Origin of the sequence: Burkholderia sp. BKH01, assembly GCF_025685725.1 — a bacterium.
Lineage (GTDB): Bacteria > Pseudomonadota > Gammaproteobacteria > Burkholderiales > Burkholderiaceae > Burkholderia > Burkholderia pyrrocinia_C.
Map to the genome: position 1 here is coordinate 56,747 of NZ_JAOTQT010000013.1, position 21,271 is coordinate 78,017.

The window sequence follows — 21,271 nt, forward strand, 5'->3', positions numbered from 1 at the left end:
CAGATGAAACACGACAGCAATGTGACTTCCACCCTCGGCCACCTGATCGACGGCAAGCGCGTCGACGGCGGCAGCCGCGTCCAGCCGGTGTTCGACCCGGCCACCGGCGAATCGCACAAGAGCGTCGCGCTCGCCGACAAGCTGACCGTCGAAGCCGCGATCGCGTCCGCGCAGGCCGCGTTCCCGGCGTGGCGCAACACGCCGCCGCTGAAGCGCGCCCGCGTGATGAGCCGCTTCAAGACGCTGCTCGAGGAGCATGCCGACGAGCTGTGCGCGCTGATCACGGCCGAGCACGGCAAGGTGCTGGCCGACGCGATGGGCGAACTGCAGCGCGGGATCGAGAACGTCGAATACGCGACCTACGTGCCCGAGCTGCTGAAGGGCGAGCACAGCAAGAACGTCGGCCCCGCGATCGATTCGTGGAGCGAGTTCCAGGCGCTTGGCGTGGCGGCCGGCATCACGCCGTTCAACTTCCCTGTGATGGTGCCGCTGTGGATGTGGCCGATGGCTGTCGCATGCGGCAACACGTTCGTGCTGAAGCCGTCCGAACGCACGCCGTCGTCGACGCTGCGCATGGCCGAGCTCGCGCTCGAGGCCGGCCTGCCGCCGGGCGTGCTGAACGTCGTGAACGGCGACAAGGAAGCGGTCGACACGATCCTGACCGATCCGCGCGTGAAGGCCGTGAGCTTCGTCGGCTCGACGCCGATCGCCGAATACATCTACTCGACCGGCTGCGCGCACGGCAAGCGCGTGCAGGCGCTCGGCGGCGCGAAGAACTTCGCGGTCGTGATGCCCGACGCCGACATCGGCAACGCGGTGAACGCGCTGATGGGCGCCGCGTACGGCTCGTGCGGCGAGCGCTGCATGGCGATTCCGCTGGTCGTCGCGATCGGCGACGACACGGGCGACCAGGTCGTCGCGGGCCTGAAGGCCGAAATCGACAAGATGAAGGTCGGCCCGGGCAACGGCGCGGGCGTCGACATGGGCCCGCTCGTCACGCAGCAGCATTTCGAGAAGGTGACGGGCTTCGTCGAAGCGGGCGTGGCAGCGGGCGCGACGCTCGTCGTCGACGGCCGCGGCGTGAAGGTCGACGGCCACGATGGCGGCTACTACCTCGGCCCGTGCCTGTTCGACAACGTGAAGCCCGGCATGCCGATCTACCAGCACGAGATCTTCGGGCCGGTGCTCGGCGTGATCCGCCTGAAGTCGCTCGACGAGGCGATGGCGCTGATCGACGCGCACGAATACGGCAACGGCACGTGCCTGTTCACGCGCGACGGCGAAGCCGCGCGCTACTTCAGCGACAACATCCAGATCGGCATGGTCGGCATCAACGTGCCGCTGCCGGTGCCCGTCGCGTACCACTCGTTCGGCGGCTGGAAGCGTTCGCTGTTCGGCGACCTGCACGCTTACGGCCCGGACGCCGTGCGGTTCTATACGAAGCGCAAGACGATCACGCAGCGCTGGCCGTCGGCCGGCGTGCGCGAAGGGACGGTGTTCAGCTTCCCGTCGAACCGCTGACGCGCATTCCGGCTGCATGCGTCGCCGGCCTGTCGGTTGGCGATGCAAGGCGGCCAACGTGAAGATGTGAAGGCCCGCCCCGATCGACCACGATCCGGGCGGGCTTTTTTACGTCCGCGCCAATTGCGCGGACGGCGGCGGAACAACGCTTACGGCGCGACCACGTGCCACATGTCCTTGAAGTTGTCGCCGTTGCGGTCGCCTTGTTTCATGTCCTTCGAGAAGAAGTACAGCGGCTTGCCCCTGTACGCCCATTGCGGGCTGCCGTCTTCGCGCTTGACGATCGTGTAGGGCCCGACCGGAACGTCGGTCGCGCTGGCCTTGTACGGCGGCCAGAAGGTTTCGCACTGGCCCGTGCACGCGCTGGTGCCGGCGTTGGACTTGTCCTTGTCGAAGGTGTAGACGGTCATCCCGTTCGCGGCGACGAGCGCGCCGTTTTCGACTTTCGTGATCGAGCCTTGGGCCAAGGCCGAAGCGGATGCAATGGCGAGCAGGGCGGAACTGACGAGCAGCGCGGCTTTCATGAATGCCTCCTGTAATCCGGTGGGCGGCCGCGATCGTGCGCACGGGCGAGCGGGCGCGACGATCGCGATGAATGGTGCCGGAACGCGGTGCCGTTGCCGCCGGTGCGAGCGACACAGGGTCGGATGGCGACGAACGGGGCGCTTCATTCACGATAGGAGGTTTTTGGCGGGGCTGCGAGAAAGTCCGGGCGCGTATTGGCGGCGCGTAGGCGTTACACAACGGTGCGGCGCGCGCCGTCGCGATCGGGTATTCGGTATCCGTCCCCGCGCCTGCGTGGCGTGTGCGCCGATACGTCAGCGCCGTGCGCGATTGGTCAGCGCGACGCCCGCGATCACGAGCGCGCCGCCGGCCAGCATCGACGGCGACAGAGGCTCGCCGAGCAGCGCGACCGACAGCAGCACGCCGAACACCGGCACCAGATTGGTGAACACGGCCGCACGGGCCGGCCCGAGTTCGCGGATGCCCTGCGAATACCAGACGAATGCGACCACGGTGCCGATCGCGCCGAGATAGATCATCGACACGACGGTCTGCCACGTCAGCGGCGTGCCGCCGCTCGTGCTCGGGCCGAACAGATGCGCGACGACCAGCAGCGCGAGGCCCCACAGCGTCGCGTACGTCGTCGCCGCGAGCGGCGACAGCCCGTCGAGCGCGCGCCGGCCGATTACCGTGTAGGCGGCCCAGCTCAGCACCGCGCACAGCATGTAGCGTTCGCCGGCGCCGAACGTGTTGCCGAGGTCGGTCAGCACGCGCAGCAATTCGCCGCGGCTGATCACGACCAGCGCGCCGCACAGCGCGATGGCGATGCCGGCCCAGCGCGACAGCGACAGGCGCTCCCGCGCGACGACCGACAACAGCACGGCGGTCGCGACCGGATTCAGCGCGACGAACAGCGCGGTGCGGCCGGCCGGCATCCGCGCGAGCGCCGCAAAAAAGCACACGTTGTACAGGAAGATGCCGGTCGCGCCGAGCGCGAAGGTCGTCACGATCTGGCGGCCGCTCAGCTTCGGCAGACCGCCTTCGAACTTCCACGTCAGCGCGACCAGCAGCAGCGCGGCGATCGCGAAGCGGCCGGTGCCCGCGGAAGTCGCGGACATCGACGCGGCCAGGATCCGGCCCGCGATGAACGTGCCGCCCCAGAACAGCGCGACGAGCGTGAGCTTCACGTAGATGGCCGCATTCGGCCGGGTGGCGACGATGCCGGCGGGCGGGGCGGGAGCGTTCATGTGTCGTGGCTTGTCGAATGGGGCGATGCGATGCGTGCATGACCGCGCTCGGCCGACGATGTCGAACCGTGCGACGACTGGCCTGCAGGCCGATTCAGCGGGTATCGGGCAGATTCAGCGGGTATCGGCCGGGGCCGGGGCCGGGTCTCGGGCCGGGTGCCGCGCCGTCAGCGAAATACCGGTGCCGACGCGAGCGCCGTCAGCACGACCGGCATCGCGAGCGCCGCGGCGATCGTCTGGAACGCGGTGATGCCGGCCATCAGCGGCGCGTCGCCGCCGAGCTGGCGCGCCATGATGTACGACGCCGACGACGTCGGCAGCGCCTGGAACAGCAACGCGACGGTCAGCGCCGCATCGCCGAGCCCGAACAGGCGGCCGCCCGCGAGCGTGATCAGCGGCATCGCCATGAACTTGAACGCCGACGCAACGCACACCGGCTGCAGCCACGCACGCGCCGCATCGAATTTCAGTGCCGCACCCACGCACAGCAGGCCGAGCGGCATCGACGCGGCGCCGAGCGCGCGCACGGCCGGCTCGACGGCAGCGGGGAATGCGACGCCGCCGGCCTGCATCGAGATCCCGAGCGCGCACGCGACGACGAGCGGATTCGACAGGATCTGCCGCGCGAGTGCGCCCGCGCCGAGCCGCGTGTCGCCATACCGCGCGAAGACCAGCACGCACATCAGGTTGACGGTCGGGACGATCGCCGCGACGCAGACGGCCGCGAGTGCGATGCCTTTTGCGCCGAACAGCCCGGCGGCGAGTGCGGTGCCGACATAGTTGTTGAAGCGCACCGCGCCCTGGAACACGGACGTGAAGCCGGCGCCGTCGACTCGGACGAACCGACGGATCAGCAGAAGGAGCGCCGCGGCGACGGCGGTTGATCCGACCAGCGCTGCCGCCAGCGGCAAAACGGGCAGCGCTTGCAGTCGCGCGTTCGCGAGGCCGTCCGCGAACAGCGCGGGCAGCAGCACGTAGTAGCAAAGCCGTTCGGCCTGCGGCCAGAACGCTTCGGCGATGAAGCCCGTGCGACGCAGGCCATGGCCGAACGCGACCAGCAGCGCGACCGGCGCCAACGCGAGCAGGATCGCGCTGATCATCGGCGCGCCTTCACGCAGGTTGCGGCCAGCCGCTGGCAGGCGGAGCGGCGGAACGACGCGGGAATCCATCCGGCGGGCAACATGACGACTCGCAATCGAAAGAATGACGATGCCGCCAAGTTAACACGCGCAAGCAACAGGAATAATTGTTAATTATCGGGTGTTCAATGAGAAATTCTCATCGATGACGCTGTGACTTCGGCGGCCAGCGCACGCGCGAAACGCTCGGCCGGCCGCGACTGGTGCTCGAGCAGCACGACCGCGCGCCCCATCTGGGGCTGGCCGAACGGCAAGCGCGTGACGGGCGGCAGGCGCGCGAGCGTCGCATCGGGGAGCGCGACGATCGCCGCGCCGAGCCCGCGCGCCACCATCCGTGCGATCGTTTCCGCGCTGTCCAGCACCATCTCTTCACGCACGCGCACGCCGATGCGGCGCAGTTCGGCGGCGATCATGCGGCCGGCCCAGGCCTGCGCGTCGAAGCGAATGAACGGCAGCGCTTCGAGCAGCGTGCCCGCGTCGCGTTCCGCATGGTCCGGCGGCGCGAGCAGCCAGAAGCGATCCTCGTACAGCGTGGTCCACGTCAGTTCCGCCGGATGCGGGCGCACGGGGCGTGTCGTGATCGCCGCATCGAGTTCGCCGGCCGCGACGCGGTTCGCCAGTTCGGCCGACATGCCGGCCGACACATGCACGCGCAGCGACGGATGTGAGTTGCGCAGCGCGAGCAGCGCGTCGGGCAGCGGGCCGGACAGCGCGGTCTGGATCGCGCCGATCCGCAGGCGGCCGACGAGCTTCTTCTCGTCGCTGAGCGCATCGGGAATCCGGTCGACCATCGCGAGCACCTGCTCGGCCTGCGCGAGCAGGATGTTGCCGGCTTCGGTGAGCACCGGCTGCCGGCGCGAACGGTCGAACAACTGCACGTTGTATTCGTTTTCGAGCGTCTTGATCTGCAGGCTCACCGCCGACTGCGTGAGGCCGATGGCTTCGCCGGCGCGTGCGAAGGTCCGGTATCGGGCGATGGCGACCAGCGTTCTGAATGCGCGTAGTGACATGGACGAAGTGACGTGGGCGACGGGCCGGCATGCGGATTGCTCGCATGACGGCGGCAGCGTTCGCGCGACACCCCGCACAGGTGCGGCGAGGTCGGCGAGAATCAGCGGGAAAAAGCGGCCGGCGAGTTCGCGGACATCATGCCCGTGCCCGCCGAATCGGGCAACCGCGACATTGCCGGCTTAGGATGGAAAGCGCGGGCTGCTGGCCGATGCGGGTTCGCGCGGATGGCAACGGACGCGTTCCGCCGAAACACCTGCACCGGTGCGAGCGAGGCTCACGACGATTCTTCGAGGAGGTCACGACGATGCTTCAGAACCCGGGCGACGTTGCGCGCGCAAGCTACCGCGCGTATGCCGACAAGGACCGCGACGCGATCGAAGCGCTGATCGCGCCGAATTTCCATTTCACGAGCCCGCTAGACAACCGGCTCGACCGCGACGCGTATTTCCGGCGCTGCTGGCCGAACAGCGTGACGCTGGCGCGCTTCGATTTCGTCGACGTCGCCGTTCACGGCGAGTATGTGTTCGTCGTGTATGAGGCGGAAACGGCCGACGGCAGACGGTTCCGGAATGCGGAGCGGTTGAGCGTCCGGGGCGGGCAGATCGTCGACGCGGAAGTGTATTTCGGCTGGAACGTGCCGCACGATGCGCCCGAAGGCGGCTTCGTCGAACCGCACGCTTGAGTGGAAGACGCGAGCGGGCCGTTCATCGCGAAACGGATGACCAGGCGGGATCGGCCGCCCCCGCGTCACACCCAGAGCCGATACATCCAGAACGATTCGTCGTCGATGAAGCGTTGCGTGAATTCGCTCGGCGAGAATCCCGTGATGCGCTTGACCTCGCGGCTCAGGTGCGCCTGGTCGGCGAATCCTTCTTCCAGCGCCAGCGTGGCCCAGTTGAACGCGGCGCCGGCTTCGAACCGGTCGCGCGCCGCGAAGAACGCGCTTTCCGTCCTGACGAGCGCCTGCCATTCGCGCAGCGATCGGCCGCTGTACGACTTGATGCGCCTTTCGACCTGGCGCGGGCTGTGCGTGCCTCGCCACTCGCGCGCTTGCAGAGCGAGGCGCTCGACCCAGCTGCGCCCCGCGTTGCGGAGCGACGCCAGCGGCGTCGCAGGCCGAAGCGCCTGCCAGCGCGGCGCGAGATGGCGATCGATCGCCGCTAGCGCGTCGGCGTCGCGATCCGCGCCGATCAGTGCATCGAGCAGCGGGTGCCAGTCGCGGCCGAGGCAGGCATGCGCGTCGAGCACGCGGTCGTGGATGTCCGGCAGCGCGATGTCGAACAGCGTCCGCGCCGCGTCGGCAGTGAAACAGATCATGCCGACCAGCCCGCCCGTCGGCGCCCACGCGACGGTGGGGGTCGAGTGGCTGCCCGACAGCGTCGCGGCCGCGCCGAAGGCGCGCCATCGCGGGCCGTCGGCCGTGGGTTCGATGAAGCCGACGTCGAGATCCCGATACCACGACACGCAGACGAGCGGTGTGGCCGGAAAGTGCGAGAGTCGCTGCGCGTCGCCCAACGCGAGGCCGCGCGTGTCGGACAGGACGATCGCGACCACCGCGCCCTGCAGCGCGGCCGGCGCGGGATGCAGCCGCGCATGCGGCGACTGTCCGCCGCGTTGCACACGGGGCGCGCGCGCAAGCGGATCGGGGCATGACGGCGGGATCGATGGCGGTCCGGAGAACATGACGCCGGAGTATAGGGACCGGCCGCAAGCGTGTCGATGTCGTTTGCGTTCAAGACCGCCCGCTCGCCGATGCGGACAATCCGGCGCATGAACACACGATCCTCTTCCCAATGTCCATTCCATGCGGGCACCGCTGCGCCGGCGCCCGTGCTTCACCCGCCCGGCGTATGGCCGCCGGGGCCGCGTGCCGGCCTGACGGGGTGGGGGCTGCTGCGCGCGATGTCGCGCGACCTGATCGGCACGCTGGCCGGCTGGCAGCGCGCGTACGGCGACGTCGTGCACTTGCGCGTGCGGCCCGAGCACGCCGTGGTCGTGACCGATCCGGCGCTCGTGCGCGAGCTGCTGGTCACGCATCACGATGCGTTCGGGCGCTGGGAGCGCGCCATCCGCGTGTTCGCGCAGGTCCACGGCCATAGCGTACTGGTCGCCGAAGGCGATGCGTGGCGCGACAAGCGGCATGCGCTGCAACCGAACTTCCTGCCGAAGCCGGTTCAGGCGTTCGTTCCGGCGATCGCGGCGACGGCCGATCATGCACTCGCGCGGTGGCCCGCGCGCGATCCGGACTGGCCGATCGAAAGCGCGCTGACGTCGTTGGCGATGGACGTGATCATGCGCACGATGTTCTCCGATACGATCGGCGACGATGCACGCGCGGCCGAGGAGGCGGTGCGCGTGGTGAGCGCTGCGGCCGACTCGGAGTTCTACCTGCCGGCGAGCACGCCGGACTGGGTGCCGTGGAAACGCGGCAAGGTGCAGGCGATGGCTGTGCTGAACCGGCTGATCGACCGGCAACTGCATGCGCGCCTCGACAGGCCGGAGCGTACGTGGCCCGACGATCTGCTGTCGCGCCTGTTGCGGCTGCATCGGGCGGATGCACGGAAATGGCTGCTGCAGGCCGTGCACGACGAATGCATGACGGCATTCCTGGCCGGCCACGAGACGACGGCCGGGGCGCTGACCTGGTGGGCATGGTGCATGGCCACGAATCCGGCCGTGCAAGCCGCCGCGCGCGACGAGGTTTCCCGCGTGCTGGGCGGTCGCGCACCGTCCGCCGAGACGCGATCGTCGTTGCGTTACCTGACGCAGACGCTCGACGAAACGCTGCGCCTGTATCCGTCCGCGCCGATCCTGATCAGCCGCCGTGCATCGCGGCCGGTCGCGCTGGGCGCATGGCAGTTTCCCGCGCGCACGCTGTTCATGCTGCCGCTGCAGCTGATGCATCTCGACGAACGATGGTTTCCGGAGCCGCATGCGTTCCGGCCCGAGCGCTTCGCCGACGATGCGCCCGCACTGCCGCGCGGCGCGTACATGCCGTTCGGCACCGGCCCGCGCGTATGCCTCGGGCAGCATCTGGCGATGACGGAGATGACGGTGGTGGCCGCGATGATTCTGCAGCGTTTTGTGTTGTCGGTGCCGCCCGGCATGACGCCGCCGCGCGCGGTGTTGAACGTGACACTGCGGCCGGAGCGGGCGTTGCGTCTGGCGATCGAACCGACGGGGCTGACGGCCGATACGGTTTCAGCTTGATGGGGGCATTAGCGGTCGATTCGACCCGGCCTGCATCGCGCGGGAGATTGCCGTTTGCGCGACGCGGTGTCATCGAATCGTCGGAATGTGAATGCGTGCCGGCAACTGCTTGCGGCGCCACTGGCGCGGCGTCGCGTAGCGCCTATGCTTGAAGGGCCCAGGCCGGGCGGAGCCCAAGGAGGATGGTCATGCGCATGCTTCTCAACGTACGAATCCCTCACGAGCCGTTCAACACGCTGGTGCGCGACGGCAGCGTCGGCGACGTGATCTCGCGAATACTCGAAGCGGTCAGGCCGGAGGCCGTGTATTTCACGGAGCAGAGCGGTGGGCGCGGGGCGGTCGTGATCGTCAATCTGGATGACCCGTCGCAGATCCCGGCGCTCGCGGAGCCGTGGTTCCTGATGTTGAATGCAGACTGCGAGTTCCGCGTGGTGATGCTGCCGGACGATCTCCAGAACGCCGGGCTCGCGCAACTCGGCGCGAAGTGGAAGTAGCAGGACGCTGCGCATGCTCGTGCCCCTGCTCCTGCCCGAAAACCGGGCGGGCGGCATGGGGCGGCGTTCGCGTGCCGGCTATTGCGCAGACTGTGACGGCTCGACGTTTGCTGCTTGCCTGTCTTTCGGCCGCAGCAGCAACAGCAGGCCGCTCAGCGCAGCCGCGCCCAGGAAAATGAAAAAACACCGTTCATTCCACCTGTACAGGCTGTCGGGTGCAACGCCGCCCGCATTCCCGGCCGCGGCACCGGCTTCCAGCAGGAACGTGAAGACCGCCGGCACCGGCGCGGAACCGAGGTAGGCCAGGAACGCGAACTGCAGCCGGCCGCGCGTCAGGATCGACCAGACATCCTTCCCCATCAGGCAGGTGACCAGCAGCAGCGGCGGCACGAGCACGATCGATGCGGCGCTGATGGCACACAGAAGCAACCAGCCGAGTCCGACGAGCGGAATGAGCGACATGGATCGGGATTCCTGTTTCCGGGCAACTTCGATGTCAACGGAACATCCGCGTGGGCTTCACCGGATGATCACGGATTGCGGCGATTCACGGATATTGCACGATTCCGCACCCGTTGCCATCGGTGTTGATCGGTGCGCTCATCCGGCCGCATCTTCTCCCAGCGCCTGGATGAACCGCGAAAACAGCTCGGGCTGCGACGAAATCCCGAGCTTCGCGTACAGATGGCGCCGATGCACCTTCACCGTTTCCGGCGAAATCGCCAGCCGCTCGGCGATCGCCTTCGACGAATTGCCGCGCAGCACCATCCTCGCGATCGACATCTCGCGATCGGTCAGCACGCCCGCGCCGAAGCGCGCGAGCGCCTGCTCGACGCGCGCGCCGAGATCGGCGTCGGGCGTCGTGCGCGCGGCGTCGCCGACCAGCCGCCAGTGCTGCCGGATCGTCGCGAGCACCCACGGCATCGCGGCCGTCAGCTTGCCGAGCGGCTCGACGTCGAAGCGCGCGGCCGCGCCGAGCGACAGCGACAGCAGCGTGTCGGCATTCGGCCGCACCAGGATCTGGATCTCGTCGTCGCCGACCGCATCGCGGAAATAGCTCAGGAAATACTCGCTTTGCCGGAACAGGTCGGGCGCGACTTCCTCGAGCCGGTAGCAGCCGTCGGCGAGCCCGTCGTGCGCGGCCTGCAGGAACGGGTCGAGCAGATATAACCCATTCAGGTAAAGCGGCACCGGCGACGCGATGTCGGTGCCGCCGGTGTCGTATTCGTCGAGCACGAGCGGCACGCCGTCGCGGCCGATCGCGGTCGCGAGCGCGTTGTCGAACGGCGCCATTTCATTGAGCAGCAGCACCAGGAACCGCCAGAAGCGCGGCTGGCCGAGATGATCGATTGCGCGGCCGAGCGCCTGGTGCATCGCGATTTCGGAAAAGAGACGATCCATACCACCACCGGAAGGGCGTAACACGAAGGGGGAATAGCGGTCCTGAAATTGGCTTCCTAGACTGCAACGCAATCAATCGGGCCCGAGTATGGGCGTTCAAAAAAGCGCAGCACAGGAGAACGAGATGGCGATGATGTCGGAATCGACGGGCACGCTGCAAGCGGCGCCTGCAACGGAAGGTGCGCCGCGCGCGCTGTCGCAGACGCTCAGCGTGCGCGACGCGGTGATGATCACCGTGTCGGGCGTGACCCCCGCAAGCTCGATCTTCGTGATCGCGCCGTTCGCGATCCAGCAGGCCGGCAGCGGCGCGGTGCTGTCGTTTCTGCTCGGCGGCGTGCTCGCGCTCGCATTCGCGCTCTGTTATGCGGAGCTCAGCGCCGCGCACCGCAGCGCGGGCGGCGAATACGTGATGGCCAAGCGCGTGTTCGGCACGCTGCCCGGCTACCTGACCTTCATCACGGTGCTGTCCGTCAGCGTGTTCATCCCGGCCGTGCTCGCGAGCGGCGCCGCGCCGTACCTGAACAACGCGCTCGGCACGCACTTCGGCAACCAGTCGGTCGCGCTGACGATCGTGCTGCTCAGCTATCTGCTCGGCATGCTCAACATCAAGACGAATGCGTGGATCACCGGCGCGTTCCTCGTCGTCGAGATCGGCGTGCTGATGCTGATCGCGGGGCTCGGTTTCGGCTCGCTGCATCGCGGCGCCGACGTGCTGGTCGCGCCGGTCGTCGCGAGCGGCAACGCGCTCGTGCCGGCGACGCTCGCCGCCATCGTGCCCGCGATCGGCACGGCGATCTTCTGCTACAACGGCTTCGGCTCCGCTGCATACCTCGCCGAAGACCTGCGCGGCGGCAACCGCAACGTCGCGAAGGCGGTGATCTACTCGCTGCTCGTGATCCTCGTCGTCGAACTGGTTCCGCTCACCGCGATCGTGCTCGGCGCGCCGTCGCTGACCGAGCTCACCAAAAGCGCCGACCCGATCGGTTATGTCGTGCGTTCGCTGAGCAACCCGGCCGTGTCGCGCGTGGTGAGTGCCGGGATCTTCCTGTCGGTGTTCAACGCGATCATCGCGATCGTGATCACGATGGGCCGCCTGCTGTACAGCAGCGGCCGGCACGCGCTCTGGTCGCGCACCTGCAACCGTGCATTCTCGACGATCCATCCGCGCCTGGAATCGCCGTGGCTCGCGACGATCGCGCTCGCGGTGCCGTCGGCGGGGCTCGTGTTCGTGTCGAGCCTCGACGAGCTGACCGCGTTCACGGTCGACCTGCTGCTGCTGATCTACCTGGTCGTCGGGCTCGCCGCGCTCGCGAGCCGGTTCGTGCGCCGCGACGTCGAGCATCACTACCGGATGCCGCTGTGGCCCGTGACGCCGCTCGTCGCGGTGGCGGGCGCTGCGTACACGCTCTACACGACGCTCGTGACGGCGACGAAGCCGACCGACCTGATCATCATCGCAGGGCTGCTGGTTGCCGCACTCGTGATGTACGTCGTCTGGGCGCGCCACAGCGAAGCATTCCGCGCGCTCTGAACGCCGGATCGTCACGATGTAGCACCGAAACACCGAACCATTGAAAGACTGGAGGAATTGCATCATGCGCACGAGGGATCTCGGCATCCGCATCGGGCTCGGCACGCCGGGCCGCTTCAACGCGATCACGGACGTTCCGGGCGTGCGGGTCGGACATTGCACGCTGAACGTCGAGAACGGCGACGCATCGATCCGCACCGGCGTCACCGTCATCGAGCCGCGCACGGGCGCCGCGCACGATTCGCCGTGCTTCGCGGGCGTGCACGTGCTGAACGGCAACGGCGATGCGACGGGGCTCGAATGGATCCGCGAGGCCGGCCTGCTGACGACGCCGATCGCCTATACGAACACGCACAGCGTCGGCGCGGTGCGCGACGCGCTCGTCGCGAACGAGCGGGAAGCGGCGGCCGGCCGCGTGTACTGGTGCATGCCGGTCGTGATGGAAACCTATGACGGACTGCTGAACGACATCTGGGGGCAGCACGTGAGCGCCGCGCACGTACTGCGCGCGCTGGCCGCCGCGCAGTCGGGGCCGGTTGCCGAAGGCGGCGTGGGCGGCGGCACGGGGATGATCTGCCACGAGTTCAAGGGCGGCATCGGCACCGCGTCGCGCGTGCTCGCGGCCGATGCGGGCGGCTGGACCGTCGGCGCGCTCGTGCAGGCGAACTACGGCGTGCGCGAGATGCTGCGCGTGGCCGGCTATCCGGTCGGCGAAGTGCTGCGCCACGTGCATTCGCCGTTCCGCGCGCCCGACGCGACAGGCGAGGCCGGCATGGGCTCGATCGTCGTCACGATCGCGACCGACGCGCCGCTGCTGCCGCATCAATGCACGCGCGTCGCGCAGCGCGCGAGTGTCGGGCTCGCGCGCGTCGGCGGTGGCACCGAGGATTCGAGCGGCGACATCTTCCTTGCGTTCGCAACGGGCAACGACGGGCTGCCGGCGGCGAACTACGGCAGCAAGGGCGCGCCGACCACCGGCGTGAAGATGGTCAACAACGACCATATTTCCGCGCTGTTCGTCGCGGCGGCGGAGGCGGTGGAGGAAGCGATCGTGAATGCGCTCGTCGCGGGTGGCGACGTCGAGTCGCGCGGTGCGCGGGTCGAGGGGCTCGGGCAGGCGCGCTTGCTGGATGCGTTGCGCGAAGTGGGCTGGCGGCCGGGGCGCGGCGCCTGAAACGGCAGGCGCCGCTTCAATCGAAGCGGCGTGGAGCGGGGCGGCGGTGCGGCGATCGGCCGGTGCGCCGCCCGCCCGCGGATTCGGTGCGGGCGATGCGGGCCTGGCCGTGACGACGCGGCGTCATGCTCAGCTGCCGAAGTAGATGTTGCAGAAGCTGACGGGGCCGACACAGGCGTTCGGGTCTTCCTGCTTCGATTGCGAACGATCGACGCGGCCTGCGGCCTTGACGGCCTCGGTGCGGTTCGCCTGTTGCTGTGCGGCGTCGGCCGGCGCCGGCTGTGCGTGGGCGACAGCAGCGGTGAGCGACAGGGCAACGAGGGCGAGGTGCAGCGGCTTCATTTTGTTTCTCCTGGGTGAGTGCCAGTCTCGCTGGCAGTGAGGAAACTATAGGCTCGCACTGCTTAAAGATTAATCACCGCGGCTGTAGAGCATATTTCCTATCGGAACAAGGATCCCGTTGCGTGCGCATCGACGTTCAATGGCGGCGCCGGTTGAACGGTGCGTCCTTGTCGAGCAGCGCGCTGCGCATGAAGTGCAGGCAGCCGACGATCCGCTGCATGCGGCGGCGCGCGTCGGGCACCGCGTACCACGCCTGCAGCGTGTGCTGCGCGGCGCGGATCGCGAGGTTCACCGATTTCAGCGTGCGCGCATGGTGGCCGGGCGTCGGATCGTCGAAGAAGCGCGGCAGCTCGTGCAGCACCGCGTCGATCGAACCGGTCCAGCGCAGCGTCTGCGGCGGTTTCGCTTCGCAGAACGCGTGCAGTTCGTCGCGCAGGTCGATCACCGCATGGCCGACCTCGAGCGTCGACAGCATCCAGCGCAGCGCGTCGCGATGCTGCCGCGTGCGTCGCACGAGCAGCGTGCGCAACTGCGCCATCAGGTCGTGCGTGCTCGACTGGAAGCGCTGCGCAAGGCCGTCCGGTGCGCCTTCGCATGCCAGCGTGACCTGGCGGCGCAGGTCGTGCGCGATGCGGCCCGTGAGCCAGGGCATGTGGGTGGGGAACACGACCGCGAACACGAGCGAGCACGCGAGCATCGCGACGACGACGGCCAGCCCATTGTTGATCAGTACCTCGGGCGTATACGCGATCGCGTTGTCGGGGCCCGCGAGCAGGCAGAAGAACACCGCGAAGCCGATCCCGTAGCCGGACAGCCCCGGCCGCATCGCGAGAAATGCACCGAGGCCGAGCACCGGCGCGAGCGTCGCGCACAGCAGCGGGAAGCCGTCAATGTTCGGATACACGTAGCACAGGAACAGGTAACCGACGGCGGTCGCGAACGCCGCGCCGACGCCCATCTGCGCGACGAACTTCGGTGCGCGCGGCGACGTCGAGCTGAGCGCGCACGCGATCGCGGTGGCGATCACCGCGAGCGAGCCGCTCGGCCATTCCGACGCGATCCAGAACGCGCTCATCGCGCCGACGGCGATGATCGTGCGCAGGAACGCGAAGCCGACGAAGAACGAATTGGTCTTCACCGCGTAATGCGTGACCGAGCGCTCGAATGCGTGATCGTCCTGGTCGAGCGACGCGTAGGTGTCTGCGTAGCCGAGATATTCGCCGATGAAGCGGTACAGCAGCTCGATCGCGGTATCGAAGTCGAGCACGCCGCCGGCCGCATGCTCCTCGATGGTCCGCCGCGACGCGCGCGCGGCCTTCGGCAACGCGCCGTGGAAGCGGCGCAGTTCGAGCATCGCACCGGTGGCCGGCGCGATGCCGTGTTGCCGCTCGTCGCGCAATGCGGCGAACCGCTGCGCGAGCGCATCGACGTGCGGCGCCAGCGCGTCGAGTACCGCATCCGAGCCGTTCGCGCGCAGGCGCTTGACGAGCTGGTGCAGCGCATGCAGCCGCGTGCATGCGTTCATGAACTCGCTGTTCAGCCGTGCGAGCCGGCGGCTGCGCGCGCGAATGTGCGGATCCTCGAACGACGCGAATGCGCGGTTCGCTTCGAAGCCGACGATGTCGTCGACGAAATCGGCGAAGCGCCGCTCGAAATCGCCGCGCGCGACGTCGCCCGCGAGCGCGCCGGCCGTGAAGGCCGCGAACGTCGCGTGGCGTGTGCTCAGCGAGCGCATCAGCGCTTTCGCGGAGCTGAGCGGCAGGATCAACGCGCTGACCGCGCCCGAGCATGCGATGCCGAGCGCGACTTCCGCGGCGCGCGTGAGCGCGGACTGGAACAGCGTCTGCGGCGTCATCACCGCCGGCAGGCCGATCAGCGCGGCCGTGTAGCCGGCGAGCACGAAGCCGTACCAGCGGAAGTGGCGATTGCGCACCGCCAGCGCGATGCAGCCGCCGATCCACAGCGTGATGCCGGCCATGTACAGCTCGGGCTGCTGCGCGAACAGCCCGCCGAGCGCAAGCGCGGCGACGAGGCCGGCCGCCGTGCCGAGCATGCGGTAGAAACTCTTTGCGAACACCATCCCCGACAGCGGCTGCATCAGCACGAACACGGTCGTCATCGCCGTGCGCGGCTGCGACATCTCCAGGCGCATCGCGATGCCCATCGCAAGGAGCGCCGCGAACACGGTCTTCGCGAGGTGCAGCCAGATCAGCCCGTCGCTGACGGCCCAGTCGCGTGCCGCGTCGCCGAGCGGATCGAGCCATGATCGCCATCGTGCCGGTTCGATGGAAGTTCGCTCGATCGCAGGTTGTGGCTTCATGAAAAGAGGGGGCCCGTGCAGGGCCGGGCACGGTGCCGCGGCGCATCCGAACGGGTCCGTTCGACTGGAGAGGCGCCGATTGTAGGAGTGCGGCGCCCGCGCATTAACGCAGCTGCCGGGAAACGATAGTTGCAGCCGGAGTAACAATCTGTCGCATCCAGTGGAGGAAAATAGCGGCTCCGCTACAGGTTGCTCACAGGAATGGATACCCTACAAAACATGCGGGTGTTTTCGCGCGTCGTCGAGACCGGCAGCTTCACGGCCGCCGCGCAATCGCTGAATTCGACGACGGGCGCGATGTCGCGCGCGGTGTCGGAGCTCGAGGCGCGCCTGCGTACCCGCCTGATGAATCGCTCGACCCGCCGCCTTGCGCTGACGTCGGCCGGCGAAAGCTATCTGCGGCGCTGCCGCCAGATCCTCGCCGACGTCGACCGCGCGGAAGAAGAGGCGAGTTGCGCACACGAACGGCCGGCCGGCGTGCTGCGCATGCACAGCTTCGCGAGTGTCGGTCATCACTATGTATTGCCCACGCTGACGCGCTATCACGCGCAGTTCCCGGACGTGTCGATCGAACTGTCGCTGTCCCAGCGCATGCCCGACCTGTTCGACGGCACGAGCGACATGGCCGTCGTGACCGCGTCGTCGCTGCCTGATTCGGAACTCGTGTCGCACCTGCTCGGTTCGACGTTCAGCATCCTGTGCGCGTCGCCCGACTATGTGAAACGGCACGGCGTGCCCGCCCGTCCGCAGGATCTCGCCGCGCACGCGTGCCTGACGCTGTGCACGCCGGCATTCCCGACGCACGAATGGGTGCTCGAAGGGCCCGAAGGCGTCGAGCAGATCCACGTTGCCGGACCGGTGCAGACCAATACGGCCGAATCGCTCGCTCTCGCGATTCGCGACGGCATCGGGCTCGGCATGCTGCCGCTGTACTCGGCGATCGACGCGCTGCACGACGGCACGCTCGTGCGCGTGCTGCCCGCGCATATCCTGCAGAAGATGAACGTGTATGCGCTGTATCCGTCGCGCCGCTTCGTCGACGCGAAGGTGCGAACCTGGGTCGAGATGCTGCGCGCGCAGGTGCCGGGGATGATCGCGCGCGACGTCGAGATGCTGAACGCGCTCGGCCGCGAACCGCAGGCCGCCTGAGGGCGGGGCGCGCACCGGCACGTCGTTACATTGCGATGGCCGGTGATCGCGCGACAGGCTTCTTCATGCACACGCGACAAGCGCATCGCCCGCAGCACACGATTCATGCGGGCGATGCGCATCGTCACGTCGTCACAGCGCGGGCTTCGCCGCCGTGCCCGATTCGGTTGCGGGCTCGCCGGCCGGGCCGTATGCGGCCTGCGCAGCCTTCCGTTCCGCGAGACGCTTCGCCTGCAGTCGCTCCTGCGCCGCCATGATGTCTTCCGGATAGTTGCCGGCCTCACCGCGCGCCGGGTTGTAGCCGACCGACTCGAGATCGACCAGTTCCTGCAGCACCTGCGCGCGCGTGACGGGCGACTTGGCCGACTGGGCGAACGACAGGGCCGGTGCGGCAAGCAGGACGGCAGCGGCGGCGGTAACGACGAGCGATTTCACGAGGTTCTCCTGGGTACGGGGTAGACGGCCGGTTCGACGCGCGATGCGCGCCCCGGACCTTCGATACGAGTCTACGCAGCGCTTGCGCGCGCAAAAACCCCGATTCCAGGCAGGCTGCCTTCCAGATGGCACAACATTTGGGCGCGTCGCCCGCGTCGCACGAACCCGCGTGCGAACGCGGGTTCGTGGCCGGCCGGCGGGCGACGTTGCATCGCACCGGTCAGAAGCGGGTGCGCATGCCGATCGCGCCGACGATCTGGTTCGGCGTGCTCGACGCGCCGCCCGAACCGTTGATGAAAGCCTGGTAGCCGCGGCCGGACGCGTGCTGGTACATCGCTTCCGCGTACAGGTCGGTGCGGCGCGACAGCTTGTACACGGCCTGCAGGTCGACCTGGTGCCACTTCGGATCGGTGCCGTGCTTGCTGTCGGGGTTCGACACGCTGGCGTCCGTGTACACGTAAGCCGCGCCGAGGCTGACGGCCGGCGTCACCGCATAACGCACGTTCACGTCGTAGTTGTTGAACGCGACCTGGCCGGTGGAGCCGAACGAGCCCGTGTTGTCGTACTGCGAGCGCGTATAGACGAAGCCGACGGTCGCCGGGCCGAACACGTAGCTGACGCCGCCGCCATACGAGCGCATGCGGTCCGAGCCGATCGACCAGCCGCCCTGGTTCACGCTCTTCGCTTCGGCCGAATCGGTCGCGCCGGGGCTGGCGCTCGTCGAGCCCTTCGTGCCGTTCATCTGCAGGTATGCGCCGGCCAGCTTCAGCGGGCCGTTCGTGTAGCTCGCCGCGACGCTGTACGCGCGGTTGGCGCTGAAGTTCGTCGAGTTGGAGAACGCGTACATCGCGCCGACCTTGAAGCCCGCGACCGTATCGCTCGTGTACTTGACCGCGTTGTTGATGCGCAGCGAGTGGTTCAGGTTGTCGTTGTCGAACGGATGCGCAAAGCCCGCATCGCCGAAGTCGCCGGCCGTCGCGGACAGCGGCGCGACGAAGTCGACCATCGTGTCGTACTGGCGGCCGAGCGTCAGCGTGCCGTAGCCGTTACCGCTCAGGCCGACATACGCATGGCGGCCGAACAGCTTGCCGTCCTGGCCGAGCGCGCCGTTGTTCGCGTTGAAGCCGTTTTCCAGCACGAACAGCGCCTTCACGCCGCCGCCGAGATCTTCGGTGCCGCGCAGGCCGAAGCGGCTGCCGTTGATCGTGCCGGTGGTCAAGCGCCACAGCGATGCGCCGCCGGCGTTGTTGGTATAGGCGATGCCGGCGTCGATCAGGCCGTACAGCGTGACCGAGCTTTGCGCGTGGGCGAGCGGGGCGAACAGCGCGGCCGCGCAAGCGCCGGCGATGAGGGTTTTTTTCATGGTGAAGCTCCTGCGTGTGGGACTGGAAATGAAAGTTCGGCGCAAGTATAGGAATGCACGGCGCGCGCAAGGCCGCCTGGGCCGCGAGCGCACCTTTCCGAATCCTGCAAGAGTCCTTCACAAAACTGACACGACGCGCCGCGCGCACCCGAGGCCGGTCGTTTTTTGCGCGATGGCCTGCACGCGGCATTCGCCCGGCGCGACCCGGCTGTCGCGCCGTTGCAACATGCGCGGGACGCAGCACGGCGGTTGATCCGCACGGCCGACGCGCGGAGAATGAGCCGCTCGTGCCCACGACCGGAGACACACGATGCCCCAGCCCGACCGACATCCGCCGATCAGCGCCGCCGTGTACTACCGCGATCCGAGCGCCGCGCTCGAATGGCTGGAGCGCGCGTTCGGCTTCGCGCGCGGCATCGTCGTCCGTACGCCCGACGGCCAGGTCACGCATGCCGAGCTCACGCATCGCGGCGGCGTCGTGATGATCGGCGGACACTGGGCCGATTTCGTCGCGAGCCCGCAAGAGATCGGCGGCAGGAACACGCAAAGCGTGCACGTGCAGCTTGCCGACGGCCTCGACGCGCATTGCGAACACGCGCGGCAGGCCGGCGCGGAAATCCTGCAGGAACCGGCCGACCAGTTCTATGGCGACCGCACCTATCGCGCGCGCGATCTGGAGCAGCACGTGTGGACGTTCGGCCAGCACGTGCGCGACGTGACGCCCGAGCAGGCCGTTGCCGAAACCGGCCTGACGTTCGAAGGCTGGTCCTGATGCGCGGTGCGTGCGCGCTTTTTCATCCGGATACGCGGCGCGAACCGGAGCACGTCACCTATCCGGATGGATGGGGTTGATGCGGACGGCGGTTACGGGCCGTCCGCACTCTTGCATTCATGAAATGCATGAGTCGATTCGAAAAATACGTTTGTCTCATGAGAGGCGCAGGCCTACGATGCGGTCCTGACGACGGCGCGCGTGTTGCGCGCCGTCTTTTCGATCCCCGTTCGCCGACCTCATGCGCCTCGATCTCCCGTCCGCTCCCGCATCCTCTTCGCCGCCCGCCAGCCCGTTCGCGCGCGTGGCCGTCGTCACGATCCTGACCGGCGTCGGCGCGGGGCTCGGCGGCATGCTGCTCGCGCTGCTGCTGCATGCGATCCAGCACGTTGCGTACGGCTACAGCATCGCGCATGTGATCGGCACCGAAAGCTTCCTCACCGGCGTGACCGGCGCCGATCCGTTGCGCCGCGTTGTGGTGCTGATCGTTTGCGGAATCGTCGCCGGCGGCGGCTGGTGGGCGCTTTACCGATACGGCCGGCCGCTCGTCAGCATTCGCCGCGCGGTGCGCGCGGCCGATCCGCGGATGCCGTTCGTCAGCACGACGATCCACGCGCTGCTGCAGATCGTCACCGTCGCGCTCGGTTCGCCGCTCGGCCGAGAAGTCGCGCCGCGCGAAATCGGTTCGCTGCTCGCCGGGCAGCTCGCGCATCGCGCGAGGCTCACGCCCGACGACTGCCGGCTGATGGTTGCGTGCGGTGCCGGCGCCGGCCTCGCGGCTGTCTACAACGTGCCGCTCGGCGGCGCGATCTTCGTGCTCGAGGTGCTGCTCGGCACGTTCGAACTGCGCGCGCTGATCGTCGCGGTCGTGACGTCGGCGATCGCGGCGGCCGTCGCGTGGCTCGGCCTCGGCAACGAACACCAGTACACGGTGCCGGCGTTCGCGCTGAGCACGCCGCTCGTCGCATGGTCGATCGTCTGCGGGCCGCTGTTCGGTTTCGCCGCGTACGGCTTCGTGCGGCTCACGACCCGAGCGCGGGCGAACGCGCCGAAAGACTGGCGGCTGCCTGTGCTCGCCCTCGTCAACTTCGCGGTGATCGGCGCGCTCGCGATGCGGTTTCCGCAACTGCTCGGCAACGGCAAGGGGCCGGCGTCGCTCGGCTTCGACGGCGCGCTGACGATTGGCCTCGCGGCGGCGCTGCTCGTACTGAAGGTGCTGATCGAGGCGGGTAGCCTCTGCGCGGGCGCGGAGGGCGGCCTGCTGACGCCGGGCCTCGCGAACGGCGCGCTGCTCGGCATCGTGCTCGGCGGGCTGTGGAGCCTTGTCTGGCCGGGCGCATCGATCGGCGGGTGTGCGCTCGTCGGCGCAACCGCGTTTCTTGCGGCGTCGATGCAGATGCCGATCACGGCGGTCGTGCTGCTGCTCGAATTCACGCGCGCGAATCACGACAGCCTCGTGCCGATGCTGCTTGCGGTGGCTGGGTCGCTTGTTGCGTACCGGTTTGCGCAGGGGCTGGCCGAGCGGCGGGCGAAGACGAGTGCGATGGTGGGAGAACACTCGGCGGCGACGCAACTCGTCTTGCGCCCGAACAGCACCTATCGGACCGAGAACCCGCGGAAGCCGTAGCAGTGATCGAACGCCGCTGCGCAATGCAGCG

Annotated in this window: 20 protein-coding genes; 9 read left to right on the forward strand and 11 right to left on the reverse strand. The window is 68.4% G+C overall.

Features of this window, described 5'->3' with window-relative positions; genetic code table 11:
• Nucleotides 1-3: 3 nt before the first annotated feature.
• Nucleotides 4-1,521 carry a CoA-acylating methylmalonate-semialdehyde dehydrogenase gene (locus OEJ37_RS19780; RefSeq protein ID WP_263345179.1) on the forward strand — a complete coding sequence of 506 codons (1,518 nt, stop codon included), beginning with the start codon at nt 4-6 and terminating at the stop codon, nt 1,519-1,521.
• A gap of 149 nt (nt 1,522-1,670) precedes the next feature.
• On the opposite strand, the gene OEJ37_RS19785 is transcribed toward OEJ37_RS19780, so the two are convergent.
• From OEJ37_RS19785 to OEJ37_RS19800, 4 genes are all read right to left on the reverse strand, one after another.
• Nucleotides 1,671-2,045, reverse strand: a complete 375-nt coding sequence (locus OEJ37_RS19785) for a hypothetical protein (protein WP_263345180.1) — start codon at nt 2,043-2,045, stop codon at nt 1,671-1,673.
• Between the two features lie 294 nt (nt 2,046-2,339).
• Nucleotides 2,340-3,272, reverse strand: coding sequence for a DMT family transporter (locus tag OEJ37_RS19790; protein ID WP_263345181.1), 933 nt, complete (start codon nt 3,270-3,272; stop codon nt 2,340-2,342).
• 167 nt (nt 3,273-3,439) lie between these two features.
• Entirely contained in the window at nt 3,440-4,372 is a 933-nt protein-coding gene (locus tag OEJ37_RS19795) for an AEC family transporter (protein WP_263345182.1), read from the reverse strand.
• 164 nt (nt 4,373-4,536) lie between these two features.
• A complete protein-coding gene (locus OEJ37_RS19800) occupies nt 4,537-5,421 on the reverse strand; it encodes a LysR family transcriptional regulator (RefSeq protein WP_263345183.1) in 885 nt (294 codons plus the stop codon).
• A gap of 305 nt (nt 5,422-5,726) precedes the next feature.
• Here OEJ37_RS19800 and OEJ37_RS19805 point away from each other — a divergent pair, with 305 nt between their 5' ends.
• A complete protein-coding gene (locus tag OEJ37_RS19805) occupies nt 5,727-6,104 on the forward strand; it encodes a nuclear transport factor 2 family protein (protein WP_263345184.1) in 378 nt (125 codons plus the stop codon).
• Nucleotides 6,105-6,169: 65 nt separating this feature from the next.
• On the opposite strand, the gene OEJ37_RS19810 is transcribed toward OEJ37_RS19805, so the two are convergent.
• Entirely contained in the window at nt 6,170-7,105 is a 936-nt protein-coding gene (locus OEJ37_RS19810; RefSeq protein ID WP_175917948.1) for a helix-turn-helix transcriptional regulator, read from the reverse strand.
• Between the two features lie 87 nt (nt 7,106-7,192).
• Between OEJ37_RS19810 and OEJ37_RS19815 the strand changes: the two genes are divergently transcribed.
• Nucleotides 7,193-8,632, forward strand: coding sequence for a cytochrome P450 (locus OEJ37_RS19815; protein WP_175917949.1), 1,440 nt, complete (start codon nt 7,193-7,195; stop codon nt 8,630-8,632).
• 188 nt (nt 8,633-8,820) lie between these two features.
• Nucleotides 8,821-9,126 carry a panthothenate synthetase gene (locus OEJ37_RS19820; protein WP_174418037.1) on the forward strand — a complete coding sequence of 102 codons (306 nt, stop codon included), beginning with the start codon at nt 8,821-8,823 and terminating at the stop codon, nt 9,124-9,126.
• 78 nt (nt 9,127-9,204) lie between these two features.
• Here the strand turns inward: OEJ37_RS19820 and OEJ37_RS19825 are convergent, their stop codons facing one another.
• Nucleotides 9,205-9,588, reverse strand: a complete 384-nt coding sequence (locus OEJ37_RS19825; RefSeq protein WP_263345186.1) for a hypothetical protein — start codon at nt 9,586-9,588, stop codon at nt 9,205-9,207.
• 138 nt (nt 9,589-9,726) lie between these two features.
• Nucleotides 9,727-10,527, reverse strand: coding sequence for a helix-turn-helix transcriptional regulator (locus tag OEJ37_RS19830; protein ID WP_174418039.1), 801 nt, complete (start codon nt 10,525-10,527; stop codon nt 9,727-9,729).
• A 124-nt stretch (nt 10,528-10,651) separates the two neighbouring features.
• On the opposite strand from OEJ37_RS19830, the gene OEJ37_RS19835 reads away from it, so the two are divergent.
• Nucleotides 10,652-12,058: an APC family permease gene (locus OEJ37_RS19835; protein ID WP_263345187.1), complete on the forward strand. Its 1,407-nt coding sequence runs from the start codon at nt 10,652-10,654 to the stop codon at nt 12,056-12,058.
• A gap of 64 nt (nt 12,059-12,122) precedes the next feature.
• Entirely contained in the window at nt 12,123-13,232 is a 1,110-nt protein-coding gene (locus OEJ37_RS19840; RefSeq protein WP_263345188.1) for a P1 family peptidase, read from the forward strand.
• Nucleotides 13,233-13,361: 129 nt separating this feature from the next.
• Here the strand turns inward: OEJ37_RS19840 and OEJ37_RS19845 are convergent, their stop codons facing one another.
• Together OEJ37_RS19845 and OEJ37_RS19850 are read right to left on the reverse strand one after the other, a co-directional pair.
• A complete protein-coding gene (locus tag OEJ37_RS19845; protein WP_174418042.1) occupies nt 13,362-13,574 on the reverse strand; it encodes a hypothetical protein in 213 nt (70 codons plus the stop codon).
• 136 nt (nt 13,575-13,710) lie between these two features.
• Complete coding sequence (locus tag OEJ37_RS19850; RefSeq protein ID WP_174418043.1) at nt 13,711-15,894, reverse strand: FUSC family protein; 2,184 nt, start codon at nt 15,892-15,894, stop codon at nt 13,711-13,713.
• 201 nt (nt 15,895-16,095) lie between these two features.
• Here OEJ37_RS19850 and OEJ37_RS19855 point away from each other — a divergent pair, with 201 nt between their 5' ends.
• A complete protein-coding gene (locus OEJ37_RS19855) occupies nt 16,096-17,043 on the forward strand; it encodes a LysR family transcriptional regulator (protein ID WP_174418044.1) in 948 nt (315 codons plus the stop codon).
• Between the two features lie 132 nt (nt 17,044-17,175).
• On the opposite strand, the gene OEJ37_RS19860 is transcribed toward OEJ37_RS19855, so the two are convergent.
• Nucleotides 17,176-17,478, reverse strand: a complete 303-nt coding sequence (locus OEJ37_RS19860; RefSeq protein ID WP_034179597.1) for a DUF4148 domain-containing protein — start codon at nt 17,476-17,478, stop codon at nt 17,176-17,178.
• A 220-nt stretch (nt 17,479-17,698) separates the two neighbouring features.
• Nucleotides 17,699-18,841, reverse strand: a complete 1,143-nt coding sequence (locus OEJ37_RS19865; protein ID WP_174418045.1) for a porin — start codon at nt 18,839-18,841, stop codon at nt 17,699-17,701.
• Nucleotides 18,842-19,151: 310 nt separating this feature from the next.
• On the opposite strand from OEJ37_RS19865, the gene OEJ37_RS19870 reads away from it, so the two are divergent.
• Nucleotides 19,152-19,613, forward strand: coding sequence for a VOC family protein (locus OEJ37_RS19870; protein ID WP_263345189.1), 462 nt, complete (start codon nt 19,152-19,154; stop codon nt 19,611-19,613).
• Nucleotides 19,614-19,854: 241 nt separating this feature from the next.
• Entirely contained in the window at nt 19,855-21,240 is a 1,386-nt protein-coding gene (locus OEJ37_RS19875; protein ID WP_263345190.1) for a chloride channel protein, read from the forward strand.
• Nucleotides 21,241-21,271: the final 31 nt, after the last annotated feature.